This is a genomic window from Pseudomonas sp. NPDC089752 (assembly GCF_044748725.1).
GTDB lineage: Bacteria > Pseudomonadota > Gammaproteobacteria > Pseudomonadales > Pseudomonadaceae > Aquipseudomonas.
The window spans coordinates 1-19,885 of record NZ_JBIVGP010000006.1 but is presented as its reverse complement, the minus strand read 5'-3'; the positions used below and the strand labels follow the sequence as shown (position 1 = coordinate 19,885).

Sequence of the window (19,885 nt, the reverse complement as noted above, 5' to 3'; positions counted from 1 at the left end):
GCTGGCGCCGACATGCATCAATGCAGCGTCCGACGGGCGTACTCACGCGCCTGTTCGATCACCTCCTGCCACGTGTCGTTCTCGTCTTCCGAAACAGCGAACCAGGGGTAGTACTGCACCCGACGCAAATAGTTCGCCCAGACGCCTTCGACATCCTCGCCAGCGGCACGTACCACTTTGACTTCCCGGCCAGCGGCATCGAACACGTGGGTATCGGCATAGATCCCCTCACGTGCACTGTCATCGCTGACCCAGCGCCAGTCGTTCAAGTAGAAGGGCAACCACACGCGCACCGCCTGCCCCTTGTTGTCGAATTCGGTTTTGCCAGTAACCGCCCAGCGTACCGCGACATCAGGCAAGGTCACTGCCTGCCCGTTTGCATCGACGACCAGGCCGCCCGCCTCTGTGCGCGCGAATGCTTCGCCTGGCGGATTGAGAATTGCTGTTTGCAGCACCTGCCCCCCACCGTTGAGCATGACCCGCACACGCACTTGCTGCTCTGGATCGTCGTCATAGCGGTCGGTCTGAATTTGAATGACATGCGGTGGCGTACGCTCGGTCATGATCGAAGGCGGCGTAATGGCGTCTTTGCGCAAACGCTCGGCAGCACGCAACCACGCCAGTTCACCGCAGCGGCGGCGAGCCGTACTGCCGTCTGCCCTCAATTCCAATGGCATCCAGCTATCGGCAACGACAGTAAACGCCTCTGCCACCGGCACTTTCTTGGTGTCATTCAACGCTACCGCGAGTTCGACGGTAGCAGGTGGAACGAATGCCCGCCCAGAGCAATACCCGGTCATCACTGCCTGATCACCGCCAGCCGGAGTTTCCGTGCCGTAAAAGCGCCTGTGCATCACACGGCCCAAGGCATCCAGCGTGACTTCACTGATATTGTCGTTGGCATCCTGGATTTTTATCGGGCTGATGAAGCGCCAGTCGTAAGTTTCTATGACCGAGGTCAGGCCAGCCGCGTCGGTGACCGAGCGTACGGCGATGTCATGGGCGGTATAGACCAGTTGCACACGCCCAATCAACGTATTTTCCTGGACGGCCGCTGGCTGCCAGAAATGCGTCGCGTCCTGGTAGTGCGAGATGCCGTGGTGACCCGCATACGCTTCCTGGACCTGCGGTTCACCGGATATGCCTGGGGCGCCTGACGCTTGCGGATCCGCCGGGTCCGCCAGTTCCTCAGCATCTGGCGCACGATTCATGGCGATGTAGCCACCCCGGCGCAGGAGTTCCTCCAACGTTTCCTCCTGGACCCGCAGGCCCAGGACGCTACGAACGCTCTCCAGCCAACCCTGAACGTTTGCGGGAAGGACTACAGCTCGCTCAGTTGCCGCCAGCGCCGCTAACACGACACGCCAGAACACTGCGACGGATTGAGGGGAATTCAACGCGCCATCCACCGCCGCATGAATGACTGGCATACTCGCGCTGCCCAGTCCTTCGTCAGTGGAAAACCATTCAAGCACGGCCCACAACGACTCATTAGCCACCCTGCTTTCCCTGAACACTGCTGCCTGCAGCCCATCAGGCAGCTGCGCAGGGTCGGCAAAGAGCAGCCGTCGCTGCAATTGCTCCACGCTGATGACACGCTTCAGGCCATCGCGCAAGATCTGCACGGCCGCTTCATCATTGGGCTGGGTTTGCACGTAGGCCATCAGCAAAAGGTAAGCCGTTGCCGCCCCTGGTGCCTGAGCCAGGCGCTTGCTTACACGGGCCAACACCTGATCGCACGCTTGCGGTTTGCGCAAAGCGTCCTCGACCAGGTCTCGCAGCGTCTGCTCGAAGGTGGGGCGTAAAACATCGAGGCAAGCTTTGTCCAACATGGCGGTGCGGGTGTAGGCCTGCAGTGCCTGACGCGATGGTTTCATCGCTGCGTTAGCCTTCTCGGACTCGCGCCACACCACTTTCTCGAAGCCTTTGAGGGTGGTTTTATCCGGTTGGTCCAGCGGCAAGCCATTGTTCAGCAACACCTCGACATTGAAACCATCCGAGGGGATATCATCGACCCCCAGGCGCACGACATCCGCTCGGGTCGTGTCAGCCAGGCCGATGACAAAGTCATCGCCTGTTACCAGGTTGTGTACGGTAGCCCGGGTGAGGTTGACCCAGCAGTCATATTGCTGCGGATCGCAGCTGGCGTCGATCAGGCCGGGCGGCAGGGAGCTCGGATAGATACACCGCTCTTGCTCCTCTTCTTTCAGGGCTTGCTCTGTCAACTGTCGCGGATAATTGATGGTAACGCTTTGCAAGACACTGCCATACGCATCTTGCTCGAGCACGATGGACTGCGTTATCAGTGGGTCTTGCACTACACGTTCGCAAGCAAAGGACAACGTCTCCACGGCGGTGGTCAAGGCAGCAGGTCGTTGGTTATCCGCGGTAGCGTATGCCCTGACCTGAAGGCGCGGACGCGTCACCGTGTACGGGCAATCCGCCCGTATATGGGCATCCTCGCCGTACACCTCCGTGCGCATCATTTGCCCACGCAACGCACGGAACAATTGAGCCCGTAGATCGGAGCCGATCTCCGGCGAAAACTCCTCTTCGGCATTATCCTTCCACCGGGTAAAGCGGACCGGCATGGCAGGAAAGGTTGTTTCCATGTCGGTGAAAGCGTCCTGTGCCTGGCCATCACGGGCTTCGATTCCCGAATAGAACCAACTACAAGTGCGCATCGGCGGCGATAGTTCAGCAGCGCCAGCCTCCACCCGATCATGGGTATCGGTTTGAATCAGCCGAGTGAACCCGGCAAACTCGCGCTCCCGGCCATCCCACACCCCGCCCAGATAAGTGGTTTGGCTACCCAGGCAGAGCCCGGTGATTTCATTCACCGTTGTCACACGGCTGACGGTATGCACCGGAAATGGCAGGTAGCTGACAGGCGTTGCTCCCGTTCGGGCTTGCACGGCGGCCTTCTCATCCAGCCAAGCCTGGGCCGAGCTGCGGTACTCGAGCTCGGTTCTGCTGCCCGCATTGTCCGAAATCGTTTCCAGTAACCAAGGGCGGCGATCATTGAACCGATAGGTCCAGGTTCGCGGCTCCAAGTCCGGCCCCCAATGAGGAACAGTCAGCAACAAGTCGGCGGTTCCTTGGCCGCGCATGTCGGCAACCTGTAGCTGGCAGTTGGAGTCCAGTACCACACCCTCTGGTGCAGGGACGAAGGCAGCCTCCCGGTAACGGTTGCCGCACTCACTGATAAAGACCCGAATCTTATCCGGCTGCAGGTAGAGGATATCCGTGGTGCCAGCACCATCGGTGTCCGCCAGAAACACTCGCGATGCGTTGAAGTCCGTCACGGCAAAACCAGGGATCTGCACGGCGTTGGCGAACTTGCCATACCCCAGCGACGGCCACAGGGTCACGCCGGTTCCGGTGATGCATACCAGATGCGCCTGGCCGCTACCCGCCGGGTCGGCGAACGTCACCAGCTGATGCTCGGAGGTATCCACTGACGGTAACGGCACCGCGCCCTCGTAAATTTTGTTGATGGCGGCCAGCCAACCCGCTGTGCCCGCAGCGGGATACAAACGTACGGTATTGGAGCCCAGCGCGTGCAACATCAGCACGTCCTGCAGGCCATCGCCTGTCAGGTCAGTCAGTTGTGCCTGGGGGTGGCCATACTCGCTGGGGAATTCCGCCAGCGGCGCCAGCCCACCCCAATTGCCATCGGGCGCGAGGGTGTAGCTGCCGCGCAGACCGCCTGCCGTGATCAGCCACTCCGGCCGACCGTCACCATTCAAGTCGGTCAGTACACCTGTTTCGATGGCAGGACGCGCCCCAAGGGTGACGGCAGTGCCCCAGGTGATCGGGTCTGTCTGCCCCACACGCGCCTGTTTCAGACGCTGCGGTGGACGATAACGCCAAGCATTGTGTTCCCGGTACAACAGGCCCGGCAGCCCTTCGCCATAGAGATCGGCCATTTGCCAGGCCGGCGACCAGAAGCCGTCGAGTTCCGCTACTGGCTCCCAACCCGGTATGGCTCGGCCCGGTCGGCTGAGCTCGAACTCCATCGGCGGCATGCGGCTGTGAACCTCATGCGTCAACTGCTGCGCCGATACCAGAATGCTGGTCACCGCGCTGCTGTCATACTCCAGGCGCAGGCGGCTGACCAGTACCGGTGTGTCGTCATCTGTGTCGTCCATCCGTGCCGTGCGGTGCCAGAGCAAAACCTCCCGGCACAAGCGGCGAATACGCACGTTGAAGCCGTAACGCCAGAAGGACTGTGGGTCTTCGCGCACTGGCCAGGGCTGCTTGGGCTGCAGATCCGGCGGCAGGTCGGTACTGGGGTCGCGCTCGTCGTAATCGAACAGGGTGAAGGTCAGGAAGTCGGCTTCGTCGAATGCTCCCTGCGGTATCAGCAGCGCCTCTGAAGAGGTCGTGTTCATGGCGTATACCGCCGCCAGGTAGAGATGAGCGACTTGCGGGTGCGCTGTAAGTTCCTCCTTGCTACAGCCAAGCTCATCCTCAGGGCGGTAGCGATACACCACATGCTCCCCGCGCGCCGAGACGGTTTCTTCCAGATACCAGCCGGCCACGTGAGCCGGGTCAGCCGGATCGCTCAGCCGGGCCAAAGGTGACCAGCCATAAAGCGACAGGCTGCCATCGGCGAGAAAGTGCAACCAGAAGCCGGCATCATCAGCGCCATCCACCACCCAGTGCTCCAGACGCTCTGCTCGACTGCCAAAACGCGCGCACCAGGGCGTCACCCTGTAGTCGATCGGGGTCTTCGAGAATGGCAGCGCCAAAGCCGTCCGCTCTGGGCCGGCTTTAACGATTTCCACCCCATTGGGCCCAACCAAGCGGTCGTTGCCGTCGTACTGGGGAAAGCCGAAGCGGGTCATGCGCATCACCGCGGGCAGCGCGCAGTCCCAGCCAGCACCGAAAGCACTGTTGCCACCGGCCGATGAATATTGCAGCGCCAGGGTTGCCGACAGTGCTCGGCCAGCGGGCGATGGCAGGGGCATTTGCCAACCTGCCGAGCCGTCGGGGCCACCGGCTGAGAGCATGCCGCCGCCAATCGAGACGGTACCGCCGCCTTTGGGTAACGAAGGGGGCGTATAGAACGCAGTGCCATCACGTTCAGAACCTGGTGAAAGTTGATCTGTCATCATGCTCCCCGTCCATCTTGAACAACGATCGATAGTCTATCGCTTGACTCAACGGCACCAATAACAACTAACTCAGCGCTGTTTCAGGGTAATAGTGGGTCCTGGAGCGCTTATGCCAGTGCGCTTCATCGTGAATTGAATTGTCAAGTGAACCTCCCTTACATCACGGTTATACGTCAAATTCCAAGTAGTCTCAGCAGGCCATCCCTCGATATAGTAAGGCGATGTAGGTGACATAACCGTATCATCCGGTGCTCCGAGGAAAGAAATACCTACCCCGACAAATCGACGATCAGCAGTATGCAAAGATATGTAACCCTGTTCCAAAACAACATTATTCACATCAAATTTCAGCTTTGTAAGGCCATACCAAAACTGCAAATAATCACTTAAGCAACTATTATATGCAACATAATCAAAAGCAACAAAATCAGAGAACAAACTATTTTGAATTACAAAATAACCTGCCTCCATCTCCTTCAGAGTTACCTCCCAGCTCACCTCACCGTTGTCCATATTCTGCGACGCATGGGGCAATACCACATGGCTCGATGTTTCTGTTGAACTGACAAGTGTAAATCTCAATCCTATTGTACCCAACCCACTTTCAGGCCGTGCCCGCAGCGTCACTGGATGAGCAGTTGGCGTTCCAATATCCGAAACAATCGTCCTATCCCCTTGCACTATCTCAAACTCATCCTGGAGTCTACTGGAATGTAACACGCACGGTCTTTTCAGTTCGAAACCGAACCCAACGAACTTCAGACCGAATTTGCCACTGACAAGTTTCCCGGTGACCTGCCAAGTTAGTCCTCCAGCCACCATTAGCCGGCTAATTCCATAGCCCGGCACGTAACTTGCCCCGAGGTCACCGCACCTGTTTTCTCAAACTCCAATCTTACCGGTGCCGATATTTCAACCAGCGGACTGCCCCCTTTAGGTATCAGGCTAACCCTGCGCATGGTATCGCGCTTAAAGAACATTGGCGGACTTACAGGTACACCGTCAAACTTCACCTCTAACTCGTCCTCGGCCCGAGTAGAGAGCAATACACAATTCTCTACGTTCAGGCTCATACCATACACTGTAGCGCTCAAGCCGAAGAAACCACTGACATCAGTCCCTTCGAGGGTCCACGTCGCGCCCGTCGCGGGCATACGATTTTTAACCCCATAGTTCGGAGTTGCCGGCACCTGGTCGGCTTCAAGTGAGCCCTTATTAATGAATGCCAACGAGACCTCTGAGTTGATAGCGTTCAGCGGGCTACCAGCACGGGGCTTGACCGTGACTACCTTGCTTACGCTGCGCCGGAAAACATGATGAGTGGGCACATCCGATTCAGGCTCAATCACCACCTCGATCTCATCTTCAGCCTTGTTCGACAGCAGTAAACACGTATTCACGTAGAAATCGAGATTGCGCACAGCGATTTTTAGGTCGAACAGGCCCCTGGCAGCTCCACCTCTAAGAGACCAGCTAATACCATTATCATCCGGCGGGAGTATCTGGGGCTCGCCGTAGGCGGGCGTTGCCGGAATGTCTGTATCGACTAAATTCCCTCCGCTAACAAAGTGCAAAAAGACGGGTTCTCCGATACCCGCCAACGGGCTATCGGGCTTAACTTTTACAAGAATATCTGAAGGCGTCTGGCGTCGGAAAATGTAAGGAGGCGCCACCTCCCCTCCAACTGTGATGTCCAACTCATCGGCAAGGTCTGCAGAAAGCTGTATACCTTTCATCTGCAGCGGCGGCACCTTATCGCTATCAGCCTCAACGGTCTGGGCCTGGAGCGTGAACATCCCACGTTTGCCGCCCCCTGTGACGGTCCACTCAATCCCCTTTTCGATCATTGTTATCGGCACGTTCGGGGCGGGGTCAAGCACGATGCCTAAATCCGGGTCGCTCAGACAGCTCAACGCGATCTTTTTTCCCAAGAACCAATTTTTCAATTTTTTCGATTCTTTCGATTCTTTCGGTTCAAGTCTCAACTTATGATCACCGCCACACTTCAGATGAAGAGGCCACTGCGTGAGGTCCGCGATGGTATTGCCATCCAGCTTCACATTCAACTCTTCAATCCAGGGCGACTCCGCAAACACTGGAATTGTCGTGTGCACTTTACTCAGCTGGTCGAAGCCATTCCGACATTGGGCGGTAAAGGTCACCTCGTTGTCCTCCCCCTGATCCCCCGCTTTTGGTGTGTACTTCAACACCGACTTGCCTTTGGCGTTGGTTGGCACCGTTTGATAATACTGACCATTCAAAAACCAAGGCACCTCAATGCCTTCAAGCGGGCTATCCGAATCAAAGCGGTTCTCCACCTCGACCTCCAGCGAGCAGCTATTGCCCAGCTTGATAACTGGCACTTGCCCATCCCACTCCACCTTGCCGAGGACATAGTAATGATGGCCCACCTGAGCCTGGAACGCATACTTCTCCGCTGTCCAATAACTGCCCAGGCCCAGGTGTACATCGCCAGATGAAATCCCTGATCCTTTACCCGCAGCGTCCAGGTTCCAGCACACCTCAGCCTCGGCCGGCAACGGCTTATAACGATCCTCTTGATCCGTGTCATTAACGTTGAAAGCCGGCTCCGCGCTCAAGCCGTAATCCTGCGGGACGCCGCTAGTACTCGACCAGAGCAGACTGGCGTTCTGGCCCGCCCAGGTATCGCCTTCGCCGACTTTGACTTTTAGAACATGATGGGCGCCATGACATAACTTAACCGGCGTTCCCGCAACCACCAGCTGCTCATGCCCAATTCCGGCAGGGTCAACAACCACCTTCAGAACAGAGGGCTCCACCGCGGGGGAAGTTCGCTCCCCCGAAACTTTTTTTTCTGAGCCTAACGCCGGCAACGACAGCAACGATACCACGCGTTTTAAATACAAATATCTAAAGCCTGTATCCTTATCGGTGGTCTCGAAGCTAATGCGCAGGTGGGTTGCATGTTTGGGCACTGGGAGTTTAAGTGGATCCACTTGGTGCCAATTAGGATCGCGCTGAGGATCGCCCTTAGGATCGCGCTGAGGATAGAGCACTAGCGCATCACCCTCGGCCGTCCCGAACCCTTGAAGCGTATGCTCCAATAACTCCGTTTCATTATAGCCATCAATGCTATGTACTTTAAGGCTGCAATCTCCAATAAATTCAGAATCATACTCGAGGCTGATCGAATAGTAGGGCCGTACGTCAGCCGCACCACTCGCACTGACCGGCAACTCCACGATATCCTGCCAAATCTTCTCGCCCCCGCCCAGGCCTAAATAAATATTGTCACCGGTTCCGAGATGAATACGTTCCCCGGGGTATTTCTCAGCTTCCCAACTTTTGCCATCACCAATACTGCCGTCGGGAAAAGACCCATCATCAACAAGGTTATGACCCTTGGTTTCCTGGCCTACGGTCAAGCTCTCTGCCTTTTTTGGTTGGCTGTCGTTTTTCATAGTTGCACCTATAGCGGGTTTAATAGAAACAAGGGTCTATCCGGCAAGTGGTTGTCACCTGTCGGCTGAATGTAGCCAGCGCCGAGTCAGGATGGCGGTAGCCGCAATGACTCCTCTCCAGCACGCAAAAGCTCCATCACTTCTCCTTCAAACTTCTCTCCACCGTACAAAGCGAAGTACTGCACTTCGATAATTATGTCGCTCAGGCTTTCGAGCATGCGGCTTTGCTTGGCATGCCTGGGGAACCGTAGCCGCCATGAGGAGACCGCACCGGTATTTTCAAACGGCCGATAGCGGTCGTCCGGCTCGGTCGCGACGAACATGCCGAGATCCTGATTGGCTGAAGACACACAGACTTTCTGATCGGTACGTAAACTCATCATCACGTTAAGCCCATTTCCATTTTCCGCCGCCCGCGCCCGAGGCGAAAGGTGTTTCACTCCTTCTATATCAGGCGCAGTCAACAACTGGCTCTTTTGCTGGGCTAGCGTCGCGCGAATGTTCTGATAGGGCCCCAGTAATGCCGGCAGCGATAACGCCACACTGTGCAAGCGACGCATGTAATGGCCGGGATAATCTTTGTTGAAAAGTTCTTCCGAGAGCTGGAAGCTCAGTTCACCGTCTTCGCTCAGCGCCTCAACCACCTCTGGCCAGGTAGCAAGGGGTACATTTCCCTTGTTGAATACCAGGTTCTCATCAAGCAATGCCAAGAGTGAAACGGTCTTGCGTACTTCCAGGTGCCGCTCATGGCGCATAAGCACTTCCGCCTCGAGCCGCAGCAGGTCCAACTTCAATTTGCTACCGGCATCCAACCCATAGCGATCAGCTTGCCAGGCGGGGGCGCGAATGATACGGCGGCCATAGTTGCCGGTTTCGAATTGCCAACAGGTCTCAGCGCTATTACACAAGCTGACCGCAACATCGAACAGCGTTGCATGCAATGTTGCGGTCTGCGACCGCAGCCACTGGTACAGCGATACGCTGGCCGTTTTTTTCTTGTAGAACTCATAGATCTCTTTGGTTTGCTTCAATACCGTAGCGCTATGCTGGCAGGATTGTTGTGCTGCCAGGGTAGCGTGCTTTTGAGCTTCCAGTTGCTTATCGATAACCGCTAACTCTTTTGTTGCCAGATCTATCTGCAGTTTCCAATCTTGCGCACGCCGCCGATAACCCTCCGTTTCCCGTAGAATTTCACCGGCGGTGAGCAATGCCGTCTCCCCCACATTCAGCAGAGCGCCAGCCGCCTGCAGCGGCCCCGCATAATTGCTACCGCCATTGGCTAAACCAAATATATTGGGAACCACAGACGCGAAATGGGAAGCGGCCATTACCCCGCCAGTCACAGTGCCTATCAGCCTCCCCGCACCGTGCAGCGCCATGGCAAATGTTTCACCTACCGAGACACCTTCTTGGTCCAGCTCTTGAAAATGAGTCAGACGCGCCTGTACCAAACACTTCTGTTCACACAGCGCAACCTCATTTTTTTTCTGTTGCTCATACAACTCCTTTTGAATTTCGATGGTGAAACCTCCAAGCTCAGCCGCATGCTGGTACTGCAGCATCTCGAGGTGACTACGGTCTTCTAGCTCCATGTAGCTGCGCAATTGTTCACCGAACTGAATCAGCGCAGCCACCGCTTCCTGCGCTTTCGCAACCAGGGTGCGGAAACGGTAGGGCGGTACTACCGTACTGGAACCCAGCAAATGCGACATGTTGGCGTTGCCGCCCATGCGTGCCATCAACAGTTCGAGTGGATCGACGGCCGGTTCATACAGCGCGAGTTGCAATGGATTGCCATCGATCGTCAAATAATGGCGAAGGTTGTGAATACGTTGTTCCAGCAGAGCCCAGGTATCGAGCAGTTGTTGATTGACTGGCAAGCGGAAGGCTCGGTGCGCCGCCACCCCGGTCCAGACAAATGTGCTCAGCTGCTTGGGTAAGTCCGCCGGTGATACGGATGATGCATAGCGCGCGAATGACTGGTCATCGCTTTCTTTGATCAAGTCTTCGACTGTTCGCGGTTGCCAGGTGTCGATGGCCCGCGCATTCGGCGCCTCCCCCAGCAACTCCGCCGCCATCCGGTAGAGCAGCCAGGCATTGGCCAGGCTGTCACGGGTTTGACGGCGATAATGCACGTCCGCATCACCGAGCAACAAGTAAACATATTGGATGAATATGGCTTTGCGATAATGGGAAGGCGCGTGCAACGCGATGACGTGTGGGTCGATCAACTGATGCTCGAGGCCTGCGGCCTGAGTGTTATCGTCCTGCAGTATCCAGGCACAGTTCCAGTAGTCGATGCCGGAATGTTCAGTTTCAGGATGCCTGCTTTGCGGGTTGAAGATCATACCCAGCCAGCGCCGGGCCTCTTCAAAGCGTTGTTCTTCCTGCAAGCGCGATGCAATCAGATGCGGGACATGGAAAAAAAGCTCACGCAGGTAAAGGCCATTCGCGTCAAACATGTTCATCAGCGGATCGTCGACTGTCCGCCGCCAGGTTGAAGGGCTCTCAGGAACATAAGGGGGTTCTTGCAAATGCTGCGCATCCCAGGCGAACACCGCCCAAGGCGACGCTTGCGCACGGTTGATAAGATCCGGTATCTGCTGGGAGTTCAATCGTGCAACCAGAGGTTTTCCTTTGACCTGAATTGACTCAAAAACCAGAAAATCAGTGCCTGACTGGTGACTGATATAGGGCACTATACTCTTGAAGAGCAAATTCTCCTGTAGCAACGTAGATACCGTGAACATGGATAGCTCGTCAGGCTTCCCAAACTTAACGGTTACCGGTTGCCCCAGCGTTACCGATCTCTGAATCCATGGACTGGCGCCGCCACCGCTGGCCGTCACCACTCCATCCCACGCAGGCTCGTCATTTACTCTCAATTGCATGCTTTGTGGAGCAGCAAGGTCCGAGCGATAGGTGATGAAGTTTTCCGCTATTGGGTAAGCATCGATGGTTTCACGGTCTATCTGAACGGAAAAACCCGCGCCTTCGCGAACTTCGATGGGCGAATACCCTACCAACACGTCCAACAGCGGGTCTAAGTCTAAAAGCGTTGTTGCTGCATACCACCCATATGGTTCGGCTGCAAAATCCTCCCTGGACAACTCGATCAAGTTTAACTCACCATGGTAGAGCGCCACGACGCCAAAAACCGGAGGCGCCTTAACGCTGCAGCGAAATTCAATCACCCCTTGCTGATGCGAGAGAATACTAAAATAGTGTGTCTCAGCTGCCGATTTCGCCTCGAAGATAATCTGAATGGCTAACGGACGCTTCCTCTCTACTACCTCTGCAGAGATCCCCCGCACGTGCAGTGCATAGTTTGAAGGTTCGCCATCATCCTTAGCTCCCGTATCTACCTTATCTCCGAGCACCACCTCAAGGGATAAAAACGGGTCATTGTCGTCATCCGGCTTGACACTTTCCAAGCCGTATTCACTTGCGGGCAAACGAAATTGAAGCTTTAGCTCTTTACCTTTCGGCTCGAACATATCAATCAGCCGCTTGACTGCCTCGTCTGAAATCGGCGACTCATCCACTCGCTTCAGCACGTCACGTCATACCGTATACTTCATGCGGGGATCGTCGCCTTCCTTCGTAAGCATAATCAACAAATGGTCGTCACTGCCCCGCGGCCCGGTTAGCGCCAACGCCACCAATCTATAAGATTCGATTTCCAGCTCGCTCTCCAATCCGACAAATATATCTCTTTTCCAAAGGGTTTCCGGGGTGGACCAGAAATTATCCAGCCCCAGGTGAATGATCTGGAGTTTGAACGTATAGCCGAGTAATTTTGAATCCCCCTCCTCCATTTCCCCCATTTCCCCAATTTCCCGCACTTCGCGAGGCTCGTCGTGTGATAGCCAGACAAGGTGCAGCCTTCCGCAGAACATAACCAATCGGGCTTGAATCACTACACTTGCAGCTGGCACGGAGATGGTTTGCCACTCACTCCATGCATCTGCTTGAATATAGGTGGAATCCTCATCAAGACGAACATCGACCTGACGCCAGTAAAACTGAGGCGGTGAAGCGGCATCTTGACCCAGCAGGTAATGATTGGAATTGGCAAAGCCGTAACCCGGAAAATGCTCGTGGTCTTGCTGCCAACCGATAAAATCGATGTAACCCGAACGCACGCTGATACTGTTCTGGAACTCGTAGCCCTTGAGATACGCGAGCAACGCATTCTGCACAGTGGCATCGCTTATCTTGCTTTGCGCCAGGTTGTTCTCCAACGTTTGAAACAATTGCGTTTTATCGAAGCGCAAATCCGCGCGAATATAGTTTTCGGGATAGTCTTCGAGCATCTGGTAAGCCGCCCAGATGGAATAATTCGACATCGCCTGTTTCCAGAACGAAACGAGTTCCGCGTCAAAACTACTTGGGTAACCGGGCTCAACATTATTGAATATCGCATTGACGTAGGTCTGGGTGCAGGCGAGGGCTTCAGCCACATAGGAAGTCGTCACCGCAGCCGTGACCTGCGTATCCAACAAGAAATAGCGGCTCACGTGCTCGGCAGTGATCATATTCAACGACGAGGCCTGCAGTGTTTCCGGCATGATGTGATGAGTGACGTAGGCACATAGCGCGTCCCGCCATTGCTCCGCCAATGTGTTGGATAGTGCACTGTTCATAGACACCTCAATATTGAAGCGGTCAAAACAAAGTAGGGGGGGGGGCGCGATTAGTTACCCATCGGTTTGACTATGGCGTCGGTCCATATCGGGTCAATGGCCTTTGCAAAGGACAGTCCCAGCCTTAGCCCAGCAGGCTGGCGCAATCCTGTCGCACTAGCGGTGATCGTCCAGGTTACTTCTCCGTCGGCGAATGAGTTCCCCGAGCCCAGGGCGGGATCAAATTTAAGTCCCAAAGAAAGAGCAGAGTCACGGCTCGAATAGACGAGACTCATGCTCTCTTCCAGCAGCGGATGGTCTTCGGCTATTCGATAAGTCAAGGTATGCGGGACACCGCTGGCATCGTCTTCTTGGCTGATGGTGATCGGACCATCTACAAGCTCGCCGTCAAACAAAACTTGCAAGCCCAGCGGCGGCAAGAACTTGACGGGGTCGAATGTTTTGCCGCCCCCATTCAACGTCACGGCAGCAACGGTTAGTTCCCGCGGCTCCTTACTCTTCAACTGATAACGTGCAATACCGTCGAGACCGGTCAGGTTTACAATATCCTTATAACCTCCCTCTTGCACTTTCCAGGTGATCGGGTAATGCGCAACTGGCTTATCATCCGAGCTGAATACATGAACTTCATACTCGCTGGCACTGATACCATCTGCCATTGGCCAGCGTCCACTTTCCTCAGACTCGATTTTGTTCGCGTCCTTCAACACCTCGAATTCCAGTGTCTTGGTATTATAAGGCTTCTCCTCACCCAGGTGGGTGAGCGTAACTGTGACGCTCGCCATTGCGGCTTCTGAGGTGTAAAAGCTTGCTCGAGCGTGCCCCTGGCTGTCGCTCACCTCGTCTCCCTCGACCAGTTTGACCCCATCGCATTGCCATTTCAGCGCAGTGCCCGCGCTCGGCTCGCCATCAAGCCTCAGAATCGTTGCCTCAACCTCAATATGCCATCCGGCAACCACCCAGGAAATGAGATCCAATGTGTTGACATACGGTCTATCGTTAAAGCCGATGTTGAAATACACGGGATCCTTGGATTTCGGCTCATACCAGTACGATACCTGCCCTGTCCCAGGTGCCAAGCTGCGTAGCTTGATCGTGCTGTTGCCACTGGCGTCTGTTAATGTCTCACCAGCACTATCCAAGAAATAACCAATGGTTGTGGCCCACTTCACCAGCCGATCTACACCGGGATTTCCGTTATGATCCCCCAAACTGGTGGTCAGTACGTAGGTGCCCTGGTTGCCGGCCAAGAGCCAAGGTTCCTCGGGTTTCTCTATGAGCCCTAGTGCATCCACCGTCTTTTCATCGCAGTCGAATGTTATAGGGGGCGCGTAGGCGCGGCTGTCCAGCAGGTACGTCGCTGTAACATGGGCTACGCCCAGCGCTTGTCGTTTGTTTTCATTTTTTTCAAACCAGGCTCGGATCTGTACCTTGGCCTCGCCCGCATGATCGGTAAAACTGAAGCGGTCGAGCAATGTGCCGAGGTCTGTATCCCAGGTCACTTTGATACCCGATACCGGCTGGTTATCCATGTCCAGTAGTTTCAGGGTGACCGTACCTTCCCCATCCTCATCCTCATCGTTAATATGTTTGTTTGCTACCAGCAAGGCTTTACTCACCCGGCATTGAGAGGTCAGGCTTTGACGCAGCTCCGCTTCATCGCGACGCTGCTCGGTTTCCCGACGCAAGCTGCTGAGCATCTCTTCTGCCGCCGCCCGGTAGGTCCGTGTATCATCATGCGAACTGAGTCGGCTGATTTTCATCAACGAATCGGCACTCAGACCGGTTTGTTCGCTTAATTGCCGTGTCTGCAACAGAATGCTCAGTTGTTGAACGTTTGCAATGATGCCGTCATCGCTAATCTGCTTGGCAACGTCCAGCACCTCACGAATCCCCCAACCTGCCCAGGCGGCCACTTTTTCTGCAGCCGCATCACGGATCAATGGCTTTTCATTTTCGCTGAGTTCATGCAGATTCGAAATCAGGGCAAAATAGCCCAGCAATTGCTCTTCTGACTGTTGCCCCAAGAGCAGGCATTGCGAATAGCGCTCGAGGAAATACAACGTGTGCAAGGTCAGTTCGGTCGTCTTGATACTCAAGCAGGGCCGCAGCGCGCGCATCAACAACGTGGAGAAAAACGCAGGGCTCAACGAAAACTTGCGAGCGACCAGCGCACACCGCTGCAGGCGATAGATGAACGGTGTTATCGCTTTGATGGTATCGGACTGAATCTGATCAGGGTCGAAACTCGCGGCGCTGGCCAACAGCGTGTGAACCATTTCTCCTGCCCAGTAAATAACAGGGATCGACACGTCGGCATTGATTGACAAAAACTGCGCAAGTCGTTCTTGCACCACCCCCCATTGCTGCGACCTGAGGCGCAAGACACACCCGACGATCAGGATTTTCAGGCGCTCGACTTCGTCCGGGCTCAGCGCAGGCAACTCGCTTTCCGGGTCATCACCTGCAGATATCAAGCGATCGATGACGACCTGAGTCTCGCGCTGGACAAAATTCTCATATTGCAGCGCATCAAAATCTTCCTCACTGTTGCCGGTATCCTTGATCAGCCCCTGCGCATCGACGACCTGCTCCAGGTTGGTTTGCCAATCCTGGCTTCTCAACGCTGTGACACCGGCTTCCGCCAGCGTTCGATTGAAATCCTGGAAGGGAATGAGATGGCTCTTGAGATCGGTAAACAGTGTTCTGATATGTTGCTGAACCAGCTCTATGCTTTCAATCGGTAGCAACTGTTTCACCAGCCAGACAATGGCCAAGTCGCGTTCCTGACACCAGCGAACGCAGCTGCTGATGGCATGAATCACGCTGATGGTATCGGCCTGCTCATAGCTCTGATACATGGTATTTTGCGGCGCACCGGCCAGCAGAATCGCGTACTGCCCTTGTGGACTCAAGACTTCCAACAGCGATAGCAACTCGATGGTGGTGATTGACAACAACTGAGCCAACGCCGTGACCCGGTAAAGCGCGCTGATCGTGTCTAACGAACGCCGCATCGTAGTGCTGCCTTGCCCCTGCATGACCATTCGTGCCAGGTAGCGGAAGGTTTCCATGTTGATCCCGAGCCCGCTGCACAGCTGATCGACAGTACGTTTGCTTGCTGCATCACCGCCAGCCACAGAGAACGCTGCACCATCGAGTACCAGCGGCGTACTGGTGTCAGCGTTGAATACACGGTCAAAATGGCTAGGCGTGTCGCCTACGCCAAACACCGACATCTTTGACAGAAAGACGGAAAACACCTCAGGTTGGCAAGCGTAGCGGGCGCGCAGATCTTGAAACAGCCCGAGCCCGCGCAAGGTATTGACCGTCATCCACAACGGAGCATCTGCAGTCATTCGCGCAGCGACGGAGGGCGCCCGATGCTCAGCCTCGATAATTGCACAGACTAACTGGTCGGCTTGCGCATAAGGCAAATCCAATGCATGGGCCAAACGGACCAGCCGATTGATGCGGTCGCAACGGTCCTCGGTCAAATTCCGGAACTGATGAACATCGTTTTCAGTGAAAACACTGATAGCCGGTTCAGCTCCGCTGTTGATGAAACGCGCCGCGAACAGTTTTGCTGAGACAGGCGTATCCAACGGCACCGGCTCGGTGATGTTGCTGGAAAGCTTGGGTGCGTGGGCGGCGAAGCCGAACAACGAGTCCATTTCCTGCTGATCGAATTGCAACGCCTGACAAAAGTTCACTACCCTCTGTAGCGCAGGGTATCCCGAGACACCGAAGTTCTCCTGATAGAAATTGGTGCTGTCGGCCAGCTCATCCGGTGGATTGCTGACAGGCGGAACCCGCCACCGCCGGGTCTGCGGATCATAACGCCCCAGCGCGTTGCCACGGAAATAGGCGCGTTCAATCAGAATGGCGCGTAAAGCAGGCCCTAACTCCGTATCCTGCTGCAAGGCGACATCCGACCACTTGGAGTGCGCACCTAACTGGATGAAGTAAGGCGCATCCATATCAGACAAACGTGAGACGTCGCTGATCAACAGTTTGTTGTGAGACAGGACCGTTTTAATCTGCTGCCAGTAAAGCTCGTAGGGAAAAAGCTTCAACGGATGGCGAACGTTAAGCAATTTGTCTTCGGCAACTTCTGTATCATTTGACACCCGTTGATGTTCGGCGATGACCCGCTCCATCATGCCAATGATCACTTCGACCTGGGTAACCACGCGGTTCATGGCCGATTCATCCAGGAGCAGCGCGTAGATGTCTGGGCGTCGGGTGCTTAACGTCAGCGCTTTATGGGGGTCGGCATATCTTTCCACGTACTCAGCAATAAAGAGCAGTATGTCGATCAGGTAAGCCACCGGCGAGGTGGTTGCGTCCAACGCATCGGGCCGGGTATTGGCACCCCAATCGGGGAAAAACTGGTTTTCGAAGGTTGGGCCATCAGTCTGGGCCAACAGACCTTTGAGCTGATCTGCTACCCGCCCCGATGAGGCCACCAGGCGCTTTTCCCTGAATGCTCGCATCATTGCCGCTGTCGCTACTTGCAGGCGCGCTTTGAGCCGCTGCGCCTCCTTGAAGTGCAGCTCCGGATAACGCTTGAGCAGATGCCTGGCGGGCTCACGCTGCAGCTTTGCGATGGGCTCGGATAAAAACGCCGTGGCACCGAGCTTGCTGCTGATGGCCGGCTCGACCGCCAGAATTTTCTCGAGCAGCATCCCTTGTTTGCCATCTTGATCTTCAGCCATTTGAACCCCCGCGCCGTCTTCTATGATCCATGGCCCTGTCGATTCAAACATTCGGTGGGCTTGCGGAAGATCCTAGGAGCAGCTGAGGAAACGCGAAACTGGTAAAAATGATAGGTACGGGCAAGCAACCCAGGCCGCATTCGCAGGCGAGCCATTGGGTAAGCGCAAAAAAAAACGCCATCTCCTGAGAGATGGCGTTTTCTAATTTGGAGCGGGAAACGAGACTCGAACTCGCGACCCCGACCTTGGCAAGGTCGTGCTCTACCAACTGAGCTATTCCCGCATTTGAAGCTTTACCGCTAATCGGCGTGAAGCGCCACGAGGACCTTCACCACCACTGCACCGTGCGAACGCCACAGTATTAAAACTGGAGCGGGAAACGAGACTCGAACTCGCGACCCCGACCTTGGCAAGGTCGTGCTCTACCAACTGAGCTATTCCCGCAAATGGCGTCCCCTAGGGGACTCGAACCCCTGTTACCGCCGTGAAAGGGCGGTGTCCTAGGCCACTAGACGAAGGGGACACACAACACTTTTCAGTGCACCCGATATGAACCTCACGATTCAACCTGGATTTTCTTTTCCTGCCCCGCCGCCAGGCGTTGCCGGAGAAACTGGAGCGGGAAACGAGACTCGAACTCGCGACCCCGACCTTGGCAAGGTCGTGCTCTACCAACTGAGCTATTCCCGCAATGGCGTCCCCTAGGGGACTCGAACCCCTGTTACCGCCGTGAAAGGGCGGTGTCCTAGGCCACTAGACGAAGGGGACACGCTGCAAGCATTGCTGCCAGCTTTCACTCCCTGCTGCGTTTCGCTGTGTGCTTTACGCTGCAAGTGGCGCGCATTCTATGGATGCCTTGAGGGGTCGTCAACCCCTTTGTAGAAATTTATTTAAATCAATGACTTCGACACTTCTTAAGGCCACCTGCGGCGCTTGCCGATGAATTGGCGTTGATTTTCTGACGGCCCCGACGCAAAGTGCCATCACTCGAGAAATCCAGCGACAGGCCGACAAAGTGCAACAGGGTAGCCAGACTGGCCGCTCTACACTCAATTAAGCACAACTCTTGATGAGGCGTTAACGGTGACACCACTTCTGATCACTCTGCTCATCGTAGCGGGCATCGCGTTGCTGATCGTGATCGGCTACCTCAACAACGTAGTCGAGAACAGCAAGCTGGAACGCGCCCGCCTGAAAATCGAGCTGGCCGACCGCCTGCGCCGCTGCGGCGAAATCACCGAGACCTTCCCCGGCCAGTTCATGAGCCCGGGCCTGAAGCTGATGTTGACGCGCCTCGAGCTGCACCTGAACCAGCGCCAACTGGCCCTGGACAAGAACAACGCCGAACTCAAGGCGCGCATCGCCGAACTCGAAGGGCTGATCGCCCTGGGCGACAAGATCCCGGTGAACAACCCTCCCTGCCCGATCCAGACCGAGGTCAAGGCCAAGGATGTGCGGTTTCTCCTGGAGGCGCTGCACAACCAGATCGTCAAGGCCACCCAGGAAAACATCCTGCAAACCAGCGAAGGCAAGCACTGGGTCAAGGAGATCCGTCATCTGCTGGTGCTGCTGCACATCGAGTTCTTCAACAACCTCGGCCAGCAGGCCCTGCAGCAAGAGCAGCCGGGTCAAGCGCGGCTGGCCTTCGAGCGGGGCGTGCAATACCTGCGCAAGCAGCCGGAGCCGAAAGTGTATGAAGAGCAGCTGACGTATCTGGAAAAACTGCTGGCACGGGCCAATGCCCAGGTGCTGGACCAGATGGAGCCGGCTGAAAATGATGAGAACGAACTGACCCAGGGGCTCAAGACCGATGAGGACGAGACCTGGAAGAAGCGCGTGATCTACGATTGACCGGCACCGGCCTGTTCGCGGCTGAAGCCGCTTGTGTCTTGAAGGGGGATTAGAATCTGGAGTGAGAGCGGTGAATGACAAGCTGAGTGCCGCAGGTGCCACGAGCA

At 55.7% G+C, this 19,885-nt stretch carries 7 protein-coding genes and 5 tRNA genes; 1 reads left to right on the top strand and 11 read right to left on the bottom strand.

Translation table 11 applies throughout. The features are described from left to right. Positions 1 to 17: 17 nt before the first annotated feature. From ACIPZF_RS11410 to ACIPZF_RS11360, 11 genes are all read right to left on the bottom strand, one after another. Positions 18 to 5,120, bottom strand: coding sequence for a SpvB/TcaC N-terminal domain-containing protein (locus tag ACIPZF_RS11410; RefSeq protein ID WP_400798943.1), 5,103 nt, complete (start codon positions 5,118 to 5,120; stop codon positions 18 to 20). Between the two features lie 69 nt (positions 5,121 to 5,189). Continuing rightward, positions 5,190 to 5,840: a hypothetical protein gene (locus ACIPZF_RS11405; RefSeq protein WP_400798941.1), complete on the bottom strand. Its 651-nt coding sequence runs from the start codon at positions 5,838 to 5,840 to the stop codon at positions 5,190 to 5,192. Positions 5,841 to 5,941: 101 nt separating this feature from the next. Then, complete coding sequence (locus tag ACIPZF_RS11400) at positions 5,942 to 8,563, bottom strand: hypothetical protein (RefSeq protein WP_400798939.1); 2,622 nt, start codon at positions 8,561 to 8,563, stop codon at positions 5,942 to 5,944. A gap of 86 nt (positions 8,564 to 8,649) precedes the next feature. Then, the gene (locus tag ACIPZF_RS11395; RefSeq protein ID WP_400798936.1) at positions 8,650 to 12,120 is read right to left on the bottom strand and encodes a hypothetical protein; all 3,471 of its coding nucleotides are present in this window, start codon (positions 12,118 to 12,120) and stop codon (positions 8,650 to 8,652) included. 6 nt (positions 12,121 to 12,126) lie between these two features. Continuing rightward, positions 12,127 to 13,209, bottom strand: a complete 1,083-nt coding sequence (locus ACIPZF_RS11390) for a neuraminidase-like domain-containing protein (protein WP_400798934.1) — start codon at positions 13,207 to 13,209, stop codon at positions 12,127 to 12,129. 50 nt (positions 13,210 to 13,259) lie between these two features. Continuing rightward, positions 13,260 to 17,927 (bottom strand): Tc toxin subunit A, encoded by a 4,668-nt coding sequence (locus ACIPZF_RS11385; RefSeq protein ID WP_400798931.1) that lies wholly within the window; start codon positions 17,925 to 17,927, stop codon positions 13,260 to 13,262. A gap of 207 nt (positions 17,928 to 18,134) precedes the next feature. Continuing rightward, positions 18,135 to 18,210, bottom strand: a tRNA-Gly gene (locus ACIPZF_RS11380). An 85-nt stretch (positions 18,211 to 18,295) separates the two neighbouring features. Continuing rightward, a tRNA-Gly gene (locus ACIPZF_RS11375) sits at positions 18,296 to 18,371 on the bottom strand. Between the two features lie 3 nt (positions 18,372 to 18,374). Beyond that, positions 18,375 to 18,450, bottom strand: a tRNA-Glu gene (locus tag ACIPZF_RS11370). 91 nt (positions 18,451 to 18,541) lie between these two features. Beyond that, positions 18,542 to 18,617: transfer RNA gene (locus tag ACIPZF_RS11365), tRNA-Gly, on the bottom strand. 2 nt (positions 18,618 to 18,619) lie between these two features. Continuing rightward, a tRNA-Glu gene (locus ACIPZF_RS11360) sits at positions 18,620 to 18,695 on the bottom strand. A 315-nt stretch (positions 18,696 to 19,010) separates the two neighbouring features. Between ACIPZF_RS11360 and ACIPZF_RS11355 the strand changes: the two genes are divergently transcribed. After that, positions 19,011 to 19,778 (top strand): hypothetical protein, encoded by a 768-nt coding sequence (locus ACIPZF_RS11355; RefSeq protein ID WP_400798928.1) that lies wholly within the window; start codon positions 19,011 to 19,013, stop codon positions 19,776 to 19,778. Positions 19,779 to 19,885 lie beyond the last annotated feature (107 nt).

Coding starts and splice junctions, on each gene's coding strand:
- ACIPZF_RS11410 (WP_400798943.1), bottom strand. CDS start 5,120: ATGATGACAGATCAACTTTCACCAGGTTCTGAACGTGATGGCACTGCG.
- ACIPZF_RS11400 (WP_400798939.1), bottom strand. CDS start 8,563: ATGAAAAACGACAGCCAACCAAAAAAGGCAGAGAGCTTGACCGTAGGC.
- ACIPZF_RS11390 (WP_400798934.1), bottom strand. CDS start 13,209: ATGAACAGTGCACTATCCAACACATTGGCGGAGCAATGGCGGGACGCG.
- ACIPZF_RS11385 (WP_400798931.1), bottom strand. CDS start 17,927: ATGGCTGAAGATCAAGATGGCAAACAAGGGATGCTGCTCGAGAAAATT.